Genomic DNA, 12,036 nt, shown 5'->3' with positions numbered 1-12,036 from the left:
GTTGGCCTATTTTCATCGCGTGCAGGCGATGTCGCGCCAGGCGGAAGTGATGAACTGGCTCGACATCGGCCGGGTGTCGAATGCCGATGGCGGCAAGGATATTCTGTTGGCGAGAAATGAGCGCGGCGCGAGGATAGACTGGCGCACGGGCGAGGTCTGGCTGATGAATCCCAAGGTGGAAGAACCGTTTGCCGACTTTCTCGCCGTCGAGCGCTGGCTGACGTTGCGCGACATGCCGGCGGCGGACAAGCCGGCCGCCGCCGCGCCCGCGCCAGCGGAGCCGGAGCCCGAAGCGCTGCCTGAGCCCGGACCCGTGCGCGACACCTTGCCGGCCTTCCAGCAAAAGGTCGACGCTTGCCTGGCCAAGGCCGAAGGTGGTCAGGAATTATTGGAAACCAAGCAGGCGTTCGAGGCGGGCAGCGAGCCCTATCTTGAGGCGTCGACGGAATTGAGCAAGACGGCGCTGGAGCTGGAAGTGTCGCCGGCCATGGTGGCCACGTTTCATATCAGCGCCTTCGCCGCGCTGGCCGAAACGGCGGGAGCCGACAAGCTGGAACGGGTGGCGGCCAGCCTGCACGCGGCGGCCAGGCAGATCAGGGCCAGCGCCGCCGTGTAAAAGCAGGGGGCAGGCCAGAAATGCAAAAACCGCTGCACCCTTGGCAGGAGTCAGCGGTTTTATGTATTGGTTGCGGGGACAGGATTTGAACCTGTGACCTTCGGGTTATGAGCCCGACGAGCTGCCAGACTGCTCCACCCCGCAGGCGAATTATAACCGAGTTTGCTGCATTGCGAAAGAGCGGATGGCATTTGCTGTGCAGGATGGTCGCGGGCATCGCGCGACGCAATGGAAAAAGCCGCCGATTCCTTTCCAGGCATCAGCGGCTTTCATGTATTGGTTGCGGGGACAGGATTTGAACCTGTGACCTTCGGGTTATGAGCCCGACGAGCTGCCAGACTGCTCCACCCCGCAGGCGAATTATAGCGGGGTTTGCTGCAATGCGCAATGGCCAGGGTTTCAGACCCTGGATTATGCCGCCGCCAGGCGCCACAGCGACGTGATTTCCTGCGAGCGGGCCGCGTGCAGGCTGTCCGTCGCATCCTGCGCGCGCGGGTGCGTGGGTTTCACGTCCAGGCGGTCGATGACTTTCAAGCCCGCCTGTTCTATCCATTCCAGCAATTGCGCGCGCGGGCGCAGGCCCAGGTGCTCGGCCAGGTCCGACAAGATCAGCCAGCCTTCGCCGGCTGGCTCCAGGTGGTCGGCCAGGCCGGCAAGGAAGCCGCGCAGCATGCGGCTGTCCGGATCGTAGACGGCGTATTCGATGGGCGAGCTTGGGCGGGCCGGCAGCCATGGCGGATTGCACACGACGAGTGGCGCGCGGCCGGCGGGGAACAAATCGGCCTGCACCACCTCGACCTTGTCGATCAAATCGAGGCGGGCCAGGTTTTCGCGCGCGCAGGACAGGGCGCGCGGGTCCTGGTCGGTGGCGACGATGCGGTCGATGCCGCGCTGCGCCAGCACGGCGGCCAGCACGCCCGTGCCGGTGCCGATATCGAAGGCCAGCCTGGCGCGCGCTGGCAGCGGCGCTTCGGCCACCAGGCCCACGTATTCGCCGCGGATGGGCGCGAACACGCCGTAATGCGGGTGGATGCGCTGGCCCAGGGCCGGCAGTTCCACGCCCGTGCGGCGCCATTCGTGCGCGCCGATCAGGCCCAGCAGTTCGCGCAGCGAGGCGACGAACGCTTCTTCGCCGCGGCCATACGCTTCATTGCACGCCAGTTTCACGTCCGGCGCGCGGCGCAGCGGGATCGCGTAGTCGGCGTCAAAAGGCAGCAGCAGCATGGCCAGGGTGCGGGCGCGCTGCGACTGGGCCTGGCGGTGCAGATGGAACGCTTGCGTGGCGGTGGGTTCGGGTTTCGCCAGCTTGGCGGCCTTGGCCTTCTTGCTCGGTTTGTCGTTCTTGTGGTCGGCGCGCCGCGCCAGCGCCTGCAGCAGCTGGCGCGCGTTCTGGAAGTCGCCGCGCCACAGCATGGCCGTGCCTTCGCAGGCCAGGCGGTAGGCCTGGTCGGCCGTCGTGCGGTCGTCGGCGATGACGACGCGCTTGGGCGGCGGCATGCCGCTTTCCGAGCGCCAGCGGGCCGAATGCTCGGCGCCGTTTTCGCTCCAGTGGATCTGCGGATGTACGGTAGGGGAAGAAGTGTCGGACATGGGTTTCAATCGATAGAAGGGGGCGCGCGGCATGGTCGCCTGCGCAGGCCGTCTTCCATTATACGTCGCTGGCCGTGCCGTCAGCAGTGTCCGTGCCATAGGCGAGTGCCAGCGCGCGGGCGCGCGCCGGTGCTTCGGGCGTTGCGCCCGGCTGCACCAGCTTGAGCAAACGCAGGCTCAGGCTGCCCGCCAGGTCGCCATCCTTGCCGCTGGCGCTGGCGCCTTCGGACGCGCCTTGATGGACATTGCTTTGCAATTGCAGGCCCAGCAGCTGGAACAGGTCGTGCAGATTGCCGCCGAAGCGCGTGGCGGGCAAGTCCCTGGCGGGCAGGCCGGCGTCATCGGCGGAGCTGGCTTCCTCGCCTGCCTCTTGCGTTTGCTCAAGGACGCCCGCGCTGATGTTCGATTGATATTGCACTTCCACTTCGAAGTCGAAGGTCTGGCCATCGGCCGTGGTGATCTTGCCCTTGCCGATGAAATGCGCGTTTTCATCGAGACTGAAGGCGGCCGCGCGGCCGCTGCCGTTGGCGCCCGCGACGCTGGCGCTGCCGCCGCTGAAGCTGGAGCCGGCTTGCAGGTCGACGGAATCGAAGGCGACCGTGGCGCCGTCGCCGAACAGCTGGCGCGTCATGGTGCTCAGAAAATCCTGCGCCACGTCGACGGTCGCGTTGCCCAGCGCGTCGGTCCGTTGCGACAGTCCCTTGGCCGACAGGTCCAGGCCATTCTTCGACAGGGCCACCACGTCTTGCGCCGTGCGCTGCATCAGGGGCGAGCCAGCCAGGCCGGACGTGCCGGCGCCCGCTTTTTGCGGCGTCTGCCCTGCCAGGGTAGTGGCGGCGGGTTGGCGTGAGCCGGAGGCGAGGGCGGGAAGCTGGGACATGGTCGGTTCAAATGGGGAAGATAAGCGAATTAACGGCAATATCGCCCCATTCTTTAACCATTAGTGGTGGTGCGACCAGCTACCGTCCGCCGACTCCAGGTAGGACTTGACGGCATCGGCCTGGCCCGTGGCGTGACGCTTGAGTTCGCCGCATGCGCACATGCCCTGATACGGCTGGATATGCGAGCAGGCGGAGACTTTTTGCAGGTAGACCTGCATCGATTTGTGACATTTTACGCACTTGAAGGTGAGGCTGCGGGCGGCTTTCATGGGGTTCCTTGAACTGTTGCGGGGCGTAGGCGGTACCTGCGCGAAGGCGGCGATTTTAACCCACTCTGCCCATCGTTACACGTTGTTGCATCTGCGCCACGCGCACGTCAACTGAATCCGTGCCATGGCGTTGAACGTATATAGGAGGTCGTCTGACCGCCATTGAAGAGGTAGTACCATGGACAAGCATGACAAGGAAAAGCCGGCACGGCCCGCCAAGGAGCTGGTGAGGAAATGGCTGAAAGCGGAACTGGAACAGCGCCGGCCTCCGCCCGACCCCGAGCAGATCCGGCGCGAACTGGGCTGGGACATGCTCAGGCTTTGCCGGGAACCCCTGCCGCGCTGATGCTGGCGCGCCCGCTGGCTTCCCTCAGCGCACCGTCACCACGCTCTTGCCGCCGGCCCCCGGCTGCACCAGGATGCGGGTGGCGATGCGCTCCGTCATTTCCTGCACGTGCGAGATGACGCCCACCTTGCGGCCCATCGCTTGCAGGCCGTCGAGCGCATCCATGGCCACGCGCAGGGTTTCCGTGTCCAGGCTGCCGAAGCCCTCGTCGATGAACAGCGATTCGACGCGCACGCGGTTCGAGGATAGCGAGGCCAGGCCCAGCGCCAGGGCCAGCGAGACGAGGAACGATTCGCCGCCCGACAGCGAGTGCACGGAACGCAGTTCGCCGCCCATGTCCTGGTCGCGCACCATCAGGCCCAGCGACGGGTTGTTCGGGTTGTCGATGCGTTCGAGCCGGTAGCGGCGCGCCAGGTGGTTCAAGTGGGCGTTGGCATAGCCGAGCAGCACTTCCAGGGTGAATTGTTGCGCGTAGTTGCGAAATTTCTTGCCGTCGGCCGAACCGATCAATTCACTCAGGCTGGCCCAGCGCCGCTCGATGGCGGCTTGCGCCTCGATCTGCGCCAGCATCGCCTGCGCGCCGTGGCGCCGCGCGTCGTCCTGCGCGATGGCCAGGCGCAAGCGCGTCGCTTCCTGGTTGGCCGCCTGGCGTTCGGCGCCCAGCGATTCCAGCGCTGTCCGCAGCGCGGCCTCGTCCATTTCCAGCGCCTCCGGCGGCTGCTGCACGTGCATTGCCAACTGCTGCCGGCGTTCGGCCAGCACGGACACGGCCGCCGTGTGGCGATCGGCGATCGCTTGCAGGGCGTCGCGTTCGGCGCGCATGCTCTCCGCGGAGACGGCCAGGCGTGTGCGCAGCGCTTCGATCGTGGCGGGCGCCTGGCTGGAGTGACGCTGCTGGAACTGGCGCAGCCAGTCGCGCAGGGCGGCGGCGGCGCTGTCTTCCTGTGCATGCAGGGCGGCCAGGCGCTGCGCCAGCTGCGCGCACGCTTCGTCGAGGCGCGCGCGCTGCTGGCTGGCCGCGTGGGCTGCCGCTTGCTGCTGTGCCAACTGGTCCCTGGCTTGCGCGATGGCCGCCGCCAGGCTGCGTTCTACCTCGGCCACGCCCTGGCCTTGCCATAGCGCGTTGCGCTCCGCTTGCAGCGCCGTGAGCTGCTTGTCGACGGCGGCGAAGGCGGCATGGGCCTCCTGCGCCGTTTGGCGTGCCTTGCCGGCGGCCAGCAATGCCGCTTCCAGCTGCGCGGCCAGGGTGGCCAGCGCGTGGCCGCGCTGGTCCTGCTCCGCCTGCTGCTTCAGCCATTGCCGGCTTTCCGCGTCGCGCGCCGCGCGGAAGGCGGCGGGGCCGGCGCGCCAGTTGTCTTTCCAGCCTTCGGCGCCTTCCACGTCGGCAAACGCGGCATCGAGCTGCGCCAGCAAGCCGTCGAGCATGCCGCGCGACGTCTCCGCCTTGTCCTGACTGGCCGTCTGCTGCGCCTGCAACTGCGCCAGCCGGGTCTGCGTTTCGGCGACGGCGCTGGTGCAGCGTGCGTGTTCGGCGCCGGCCAGTTCGTGCGCCGCCTGCGCCTGCTCGCGCCGCGCGCTGGCCTGGCGCAGCGCCGCTTCCTGCCGCGCCAGCGCCTGCAGGGCTGCCGCATTGGCCGCCAGTTGTTGCGCGAACCAGTCCGCGCACTGGTGTTCCGGCGGCAGATGCAGGGTGTCGGCATGCGGTTGCCATTGCGCGTGCAAGCGCTCGATGGCGGGCGGCAGGGCCGCCAGTTCGGCATCCGTTTGCGCCTGTTCGCGCGCCGTCGCCGCCAGCGCCGCCTTGTGCGTGGCCAGCCGCTCCAGATTGCCGCGCGCTTGCGTGCGGCAGGCCAGGACTTCATCCTGCAAGCTGGCCAGCATCGCCTGCAGGGCGTGATCGGCGTGGCTGTAAGGGTGTTCCAGCGCGCCGCAGACGGGGCAGGGCTGCTCGTCCTGCAAGGTGGCGCGCAATTGCTCCACGCTGGCCGCGCATGCCGCTTGCGCGCCTTTCAAGGATTGCTCCGCCTGCGCCAGGCGCGCTTCCAGCAATGCCGTTTCTGCCGCTGCCGCCGCCAGCGCCGTGTTTTCCGTGTGCGCGGTTTGCGCCAACTGTGCGGCCCGCGCTTGTCCCTGCGCCAGCGCCTGCTGCTGGCGGGCCAGCTCCGTCCACGTCTTTTCCGCCGCGTTCAGCTGGCGCGCATGCTCTTCCAGCTGGCCGCGCTTTTGCTGCAGCAGTTGCCCATCGATGGCTTGCACGGCGCACTGCGCCTCGCGCCGCTGCGCATCGTGCGCGGCGAGCGTGGCGGCGGCGGCCGTCAACGCGGCTTGCGCCTCGTGGCCCGCCTTGCCCGCCGCGCGCAGCAGTTGCGCCGCCTCGGCCGCCCTGGCATCGGCCGCATCGGCTTGCGCGGCGGCTTGTCCGGCCTGGGCGAACAACTGGTCCGACAATTGCCACGACGTGGCCAGCGCCTGCCACTGCTGGTGCGACGCCAGCCACAGGCGGCCCGCTTCCTGTTCCGCCTGCAGGGCGTGCTGGCGCTGCTGCAGATCGTGCAGCGCGGCGCGCGCCGTCTCGTTGGCCTGGTCGGCGGCCAGCACGCCATCCTGCGCCTGGCGGTGCGCGGGCACGTGGGCGGCGATGCCAGCGTCCAGCGCCTTGGCCTGGTCGAGCAGGGGCGCCGCATCGCGCTGCGCCGCTTCCCTGGCTTGCAAGGCCTCGGCCGCCTGCTGCGCGGCTTGCGCCAGTTGCGCCTCGCCGGCGCCGGCGTGCGCCGCCTGCAGGCGCGACGCTTCCAGCGCGGCGCCGGTGCCGGCGATGTCGCTGGCCAGGCGCGCCACGTCATCGATCAGGGGGCGCGCCGGCTGCAGCAATTCCCATTGCGCCAGCGCCGCGCGGCGTTCTTCGGCGGCGGCCCGTTCGGCTGCCGCGCCATCGAGCGCCGCTTGCGCCGCCGTCACCTGGCTGTGCAGCTTGTGCGTCTCGTGGTGCCAGCGCTGCTGCAGTTCCAGCACCGCCTTGCGCACGTCGATGGCGTGCAGGGTGGTCTCGGCCGAGCCGCACAGCGCTTCGGTGTCGGCCCGTTCCTCCGGCGACAGGGGCCGCTGGTCGGCCAGTTTTTCGCCCAGGCGTTCGAGGACCTGCTTTTCCTGTTTCGCCCGCTCGAAGGCGCGCACGGAAATGTCGGTATAGATGCTGCTGCCCGTCAGGGTTTCCAGCAACTCTCCCCGTTCATTGTCTTCCGTCTTGAGGAAGGTGGAAAACTCGTTTTGCGCCAGCAGCACGGCGCGGGTGAACTGGTCGAAGGACAGGCCGATGCGCTTTTCGATCTCTTCCTTGACTTCCGTCTTGGTGCCGCCGATGGGCTGCAGCGCGGGCAGCTGGTGCAAGCTCATGGCGGTCGATTGCAGCGCGCCTTCGGCCTTCGTGCGCGAGCGGCGCACGCTCCAGCGCGCGCGGTAGCTGGTACCGTCGTTGCCGACGAAGTCCACTTGCGCGTAGCCGTCCGGCGTGCCGCGGCGCAGCAGGGTGCGCGTATCCTGGGCGTTGACGGTTTCCTTGCCCACGTCGGGCAGGGCGCTGCCCCGGCCCAGCACCTTCAGCAGGCGCGGCGTGGCGTCGTACAGGGCCAGGCACAGGGCGTCGAGCAGGGTGCTCTTGCCCGCGCCCGTGGGGCCGCTGATGGCGAACAGGCCGGCGGACGCCAGCGGCTCCTGCTGGAAGTCGACTTCAAATTCGCCGGCCAGCGAGGCCAGGTTCTTGCCGCTGATGTTCAGGATTTTCATGGTTTTTCAGGAGTGTTCAAGCGCCGGGCAGCAGCAATTCGGCCAGGGCCGAGAGGAGTTCGGGCGGCGCTTCCTTGGCGTATTTTTGCTGGTGCAGGCGGCGGAAGATGTCGTCGGGCTGCAGCTGGCCCAATTGGTCGAGCGTCATGTTCTCGGGCGCGCTGCCGCGCGCGGCGCTCGACGTCTCGATCTTCGCCAGGCGCACCGCCTTGCCGTCCAGCGCCGTTTCGATGCGCGTGCGCAGGCCCGGTTCGGGCGCGTCCAGGCGCACGCGCACTTCCAGGAAGGGCTGCGCTTCCGGTGGCGCGGCGGGCACGTCGAGGGCGGCCAGCTGCGCCAGCACCTCGGCGATCGGCGCCGGCGTGGCGGGCACGCGCAGCAGGGGCACGGCGCGCGGCACGGCGATGACGCGTACCTCGCGTAATTGCTCGCCCTCGATATCGAGGCACAGCACCTGGTGGCGGTAGTTCACTTCCGCGAACGACAGGGGAATCGGGCTGCCGCAGTAGCGGACGTGCTCCTGGCCGCCCACGGCCTGCGCCTTGTGCAGGTGGCCCAGCGCCGCATACGCGATGGCGGCGTCGAAAATCCCCGACGGCAGCATCTCCGTGCCGCCGATGACGATGCGGCGTTCGGAATCGTTCGACATTTCGCCGCCCACCATGTGGCAATGGCCCATGGCCAGGATGGCTTGACCGGGCTGGCGGCGCGCCAGCGCCAGGTCGGCCAACTGGTGGTACAGCAGCGCGATGCCGCCCAGGTAGGCGTCCTGGGTGTCGCCGGCCGGCAGCTTCGGCACGTCGCCGGGGCGCAGGAAGGGCACGGCCAGGCACCAGGCCCGCACCTGCCCATCGCTGCCGGTGAGCGGCAGCAGCAGGCGTTCCAGGTCGATCTGGCCATCGTCGCCGCGCAGCACATGGCCGATCACGTGCGTGCCATGCGCGGCAAGCAGGGGGCCGGGCGCTTCCAGCCGGCCGGCCGAATCGTGGTTGCCGGCGACGACGATCAGCTGCAGCGCGGGCAGGCGCGCGCGCGCCTGCTGCAGGAACACGTACAGCTGCTTTTGCGAGGCGGCCGACGGGTTGGCGTTGTCGAACACGTCGCCGGCGACGAGCAGCACGTCGACCTGCTCGGCGACGAGCGTGTCGAGCAGCCAGTCGAGGAAGCGCTGATGCTCGTAGCCCCTTTCAAAATTGTGCAGGGTCTGGCCCAGATGCCAGTCGGAAGTGTGCAGCAGGCGCATGGTGGGGCAAGGGTAGGGGAGGACAGGCGCCAATATAGCAGGAATGGCGCCACGCGCCAGCGGCCATCAAGTCGTCAATGCGCCGGCCCTGTAGGTATTGCGCCCATCCTGCTTGGCCTGGTACAGCAGCACGTCGGCGCGCTGCAGCAGCACGGCGGGCGAGATGTCTTCGTCGCGGTAGAAGGCCAGGCCGATGCTGGCGGAAATGCGCACGCTGATGCCATCGAGTTCGAACGGCTGCCGCATGGCGGCGACGATTTTTTCCGCCAGCACGGCCGCGTCGTCGGGCCGGGCGATCTGTTCCATGATGATGGTGAATTCGTCGCCGCCCAGGCGGGCGATGATGTCGGTGGCGCGCATGGTTTGCGTCAGGCGCTGGGCGAAGGCGCGCAGCAGGGCGTCGCCGGTGCCGTGGCCGTGCGTGTCGTTGACGGGCTTGAAGCGGTCGATATCCATGTACATGACGGCCATCAGGTGCTGCTGCTGGCGGCTGGCGTGCATGGCGTCGCTGAGTTTTTGCTGGAAGCCGGCGCGGTTCGACAGGCCGGTGAGCGCATCGACCTGGGCCAGCTTCAGCAAGCGCTGTTTTTCGCGTTTTTGCACGGTGATATCCTGGCGCATCACGTGAAAGCCCACCACCTGCAGCTTGTCTTCGCCGATCTGCGGGATGTAGATCACTTCCATGCAACGCTCGATGCCTTCCTTGTCGTCTTCTTCCTCGAAGCTCAGGGTTTCGCCCGCCAGCACGCGCTCGATATACGGCGCCACCGTGCGGTAGCGCGCCTCGCCCACCGTGTCGCGCACGCTCTTGCCCAGCGCCTGCTGGCCCGTCAGGCCGAATTCGCGCTCATAGGCGATGTTCAGGAAACGGTAGACCTGGTCGGCGTCGATGTAGGCGATCATGGCGGGCAAGGTGTCGGCGATGGTGCGCAGGCGCGCTTCGCTTTCCAGCAGCGCCACTTCCGATTCGCGCAAGGTGGTGATGTCGTCCAGGCTGCCCACATAGCCTTCGATCCGGCCGTCGATGAGGATGGGGGCGATCTTGACGGAGACCCAGACCAGCCTGCCGTCGCGCTGCAGGCAGCGCAGGGTGGACTGGATCGGGGCATGGCTGTGCGTGAGCTGTTCCAGCGCCACGTGCATCAGCGGATAATCGTCCGGATGCAGGGCGCTGGTCCAGCCGGCGCCCAGGGCGGCGGCGCGCGGCAGGCCCGTGATCGATTCGAAGGTGCGGTTGACGTAGGTGCAGCGGCGCTGGCGGTCCAGGCGCACCAGCCCGAGCGGCGAGGCGTCGTTGACGGCGGCCAGCTCGGCCTGTTTCTGGCGCAGTTCCAGTTCCTGCTGGCGGCGCAGCGAGATATCCTCGGCGATGCACAGGATATGCTCGATCTGCTGGCGCTCGTCGAACACGGGCACGGAGACGGCGCGCAGGTAGCGCAGGCTGCCGTCAGCCAGGCGCAGCGGCTTTTCCGTATGGTCGATGACGCCGCGCTCGGCCAGGATGGCGCGGTCGTCCTCGGCGTCGTGCAGGCCGAAGTCGGGCGGGAAGGCCTGGCAATCGGTCTTGCCGATGACGTCGGCGGCCAGGTGGCCGGTGATATCCTCGGCCGCCCTGTTCCACACTTCCATCTTGCCGAAGTTTTCCGGGCGCGCGCTTTTCACATAGACCAGCACGGGCAAATGGTCGATCAGCGATTGCAGGAAGCTGCGGTTGTCCTGCAGCGCCAGTTCGTCGTGCTTGCGCGCGCTGATGTCGCGCGAGGTGACGGCCACGCCGTCGGCGATCGGCACCACCTGGTGGCGCAGCCAGCGCGTGCCGCCCGAGGCCAGCGGAAGCTCGAATTCATCTTCCAGCGGCTGGCCCGTTTCCATCACCAGCACGAAGCGCTTGAAGAAGCGCTCGCCGCGCAGCAGCGGCATCAGTGGCAGCACGCGCTGGCCCAGCAGTTCGGCGCGCGGCTTGCCCAGCATGTCGGCGGCCCGTTCGTTGATGTCGGCGAAAATGAAGTCTTCCACCGGCTTGCCCGGCGCGGGACGCCAGGCTTTCAGCAGCAGCACGGCATCGAGGCTGCCCTGGTGCGCCGCGCGCAGCAGCGCCTGGGCTTCCTTGGCCTGGCGGATGCTGCGGCGCAGGCGCGCGCTCTGGCGCATCAGCAGGGCCGTGAAGGCGGCAATGAGCACGCTGGCGGCGAGCAGCGCGCCGACATAGATCAGGCGGCGGTGTTCGAAGCGGGCCAGGGCGACGGCGCGGCTCACGCCCACCACGGCCAGCAGCGGGTAGCGCGGCAGTTCGCGGTAGCTGTAGATGCGCGGCGTCGCGTCGACGGGCGGCTCGATCAGCAGTTCCTCGGGCGCATGCCGCGGCGGTCCCGGCATGCGGAAGTCGATACGGTCGCTGACGATCAATTGCTCGCCGATGCGCCCCGCCGTCAGGCCGCTGTCGCGCGCCACCAGCATCAGCGCGCCCTGTTCATCGAGGTTCAGGCGGTCGTAGTCGTCGACAAAATACGTGGGGTCGACGAGGATGACGATGGCGCCTGCAAAGCGGCCCTGCGCATCGTTCAGGCGGCGCGCCAGGCGGATGGTCCAGCGCTTGCTGCTTGCATCGAGCATGGGCGTGTCGACCAGCGCCGTATCGGCTGCATTCGCGGCCAGCGCCCTGAAAAAAGCCTGCGTTGCAAGGTTGTCCGGCAAATAGGCGTTGGCGCTGTCGAGCACATTGCCCTGCGCGTCGACGAGCGCGATCGGCAGTTCCAGCTTCGACGGCAGCACGCTGTCGAGCAGCCCCTGGCGGCGCGTGAATTCGTTGAGGCGCAGGCCGCCGTCCGTTTCCTCGTATTTCAGCTTGAACAATTGCGTGGCGTGATCGGTCTGGCGCAGGATGTAGCTGGTATGGTCGGCCAGGGTGCGCGCCAGCGACTGGCTGACGGCCACGGCGTCGCGCACGGCGCTGGCCCGCTCCTGGCCCACCTGGTACAGGACGGCCGTCCACAGCGCCAGCAGCAGGATGAGCGCGAACAGGGGCACCAGGCTGAAACGGTACAGGCGGCGGGCAAGGCGTTGCAGGGGTCTTGTTATCGCTATCACGGGCGCTTGCAGGCTATGTTCATGGAAAAGGGAGGGGCGGCGTGGCGCGCATGATAGCCGAAATCGGCCGCCTTGCGCGTCAGCGTGTTGCCGCCGCTGCCATCGTCTGTTCGCGGTCTGTCGCTGGGCTTATTTTGCGTTAAATCAAGTATTTGTGGTGCCGCGCACGCTAAAAAAAGCACGCCGGCGGCGACAGGGGCTGGCGGCGTGGCAGAAAAAGT

8 protein-coding genes and 2 tRNA genes are annotated in these 12,036 nt (G+C 68.0%); 2 read left to right on the top strand and 8 right to left on the bottom strand.

Features of this window, described 5'->3' with window-relative positions:
• The first annotated feature begins 1 nt into the window (after nucleotide 1).
• Nucleotides 2-616 carry a hypothetical protein gene (locus tag J0O65_RS17665; protein ID WP_215408607.1) on the top strand — a complete coding sequence of 205 codons (615 nt, stop codon included), beginning with the start codon at nucleotides 2-4 and terminating at the stop codon, nucleotides 614-616.
• A gap of 67 nt (nucleotides 617-683) precedes the next feature.
• On the opposite strand, the gene J0O65_RS17660 is transcribed toward J0O65_RS17665, so the two are convergent.
• The 5 genes from J0O65_RS17660 to J0O65_RS17640 form a co-directional block, all read right to left on the bottom strand.
• Nucleotides 684-760: transfer RNA gene (locus J0O65_RS17660), tRNA-Met, on the bottom strand.
• 133 nt (nucleotides 761-893) lie between these two features.
• Nucleotides 894-970, bottom strand: a tRNA-Met gene (locus J0O65_RS17655).
• Nucleotides 971-1,027: 57 nt separating this feature from the next.
• Entirely contained in the window at nucleotides 1,028-2,206 is a 1,179-nt protein-coding gene (locus J0O65_RS17650) for a methyltransferase (protein ID WP_215408606.1), read from the bottom strand.
• A 58-nt stretch (nucleotides 2,207-2,264) separates the two neighbouring features.
• Entirely contained in the window at nucleotides 2,265-3,086 is an 822-nt protein-coding gene (locus tag J0O65_RS17645; RefSeq protein ID WP_215408605.1) for a hypothetical protein, read from the bottom strand.
• Nucleotides 3,087-3,146: 60 nt separating this feature from the next.
• Nucleotides 3,147-3,356, bottom strand: coding sequence for a hypothetical protein (locus J0O65_RS17640; RefSeq protein WP_215408604.1), 210 nt, complete (start codon nucleotides 3,354-3,356; stop codon nucleotides 3,147-3,149).
• Between the two features lie 178 nt (nucleotides 3,357-3,534).
• Between J0O65_RS17640 and J0O65_RS17635 the strand changes: the two genes are divergently transcribed.
• Nucleotides 3,535-3,702 (top strand): hypothetical protein, encoded by a 168-nt coding sequence (locus J0O65_RS17635; RefSeq protein ID WP_215408603.1) that lies wholly within the window; start codon nucleotides 3,535-3,537, stop codon nucleotides 3,700-3,702.
• Between the two features lie 24 nt (nucleotides 3,703-3,726).
• On the opposite strand, the gene J0O65_RS17630 is transcribed toward J0O65_RS17635, so the two are convergent.
• From J0O65_RS17630 to J0O65_RS17620, 3 genes are all read right to left on the bottom strand, one after another.
• Nucleotides 3,727-7,485 (bottom strand): AAA family ATPase, encoded by a 3,759-nt coding sequence (locus tag J0O65_RS17630; protein WP_215408602.1) that lies wholly within the window; start codon nucleotides 7,483-7,485, stop codon nucleotides 3,727-3,729.
• Nucleotides 7,486-7,501: 16 nt separating this feature from the next.
• Complete coding sequence (locus J0O65_RS17625) at nucleotides 7,502-8,728, bottom strand: exonuclease SbcCD subunit D C-terminal domain-containing protein (RefSeq protein ID WP_215408601.1); 1,227 nt, start codon at nucleotides 8,726-8,728, stop codon at nucleotides 7,502-7,504.
• Between the two features lie 66 nt (nucleotides 8,729-8,794).
• Entirely contained in the window at nucleotides 8,795-11,815 is a 3,021-nt protein-coding gene (locus J0O65_RS17620; RefSeq protein WP_353056211.1) for a PAS domain-containing protein, read from the bottom strand.
• Nucleotides 11,816-12,036 lie beyond the last annotated feature (221 nt).

It is taken from the genome of Janthinobacterium sp. JC611 (genome assembly GCF_018682595.1).
In the GTDB taxonomy this organism is placed as follows: domain Bacteria; phylum Pseudomonadota; class Gammaproteobacteria; order Burkholderiales; family Burkholderiaceae_D; genus Janthinobacterium.
The sequence above is the reverse complement of the archived record's forward strand: the minus strand, read 5'-3'. Positions and strand labels throughout refer to the sequence as shown.

What these genes read in the sequence shown, in the direction of transcription:
- J0O65_RS17625 (WP_215408601.1), bottom strand. Translation starts at nt 8,728, where the DNA reads ATGCGCCTGCTGCACACTTCCGACTGGCATCTGGGCCAGACCCTGCAC.
- J0O65_RS17630 (WP_215408602.1), bottom strand. Translation starts at nt 7,485, where the DNA reads ATGAAAATCCTGAACATCAGCGGCAAGAACCTGGCCTCGCTGGCCGGC.
- J0O65_RS17645 (WP_215408605.1), bottom strand. Translation starts at nt 3,086, where the DNA reads ATGTCCCAGCTTCCCGCCCTCGCCTCCGGCTCACGCCAACCCGCCGCC.
- J0O65_RS17650 (WP_215408606.1), bottom strand. Translation starts at nt 2,206, where the DNA reads ATGTCCGACACTTCTTCCCCTACCGTACATCCGCAGATCCACTGGAGC.
- J0O65_RS17640 (WP_215408604.1), bottom strand. Translation starts at nt 3,356, where the DNA reads ATGAAAGCCGCCCGCAGCCTCACCTTCAAGTGCGTAAAATGTCACAAA.
- J0O65_RS17635 (WP_215408603.1), top strand. Translation starts at nt 3,535, where the DNA reads ATGGACAAGCATGACAAGGAAAAGCCGGCACGGCCCGCCAAGGAGCTG.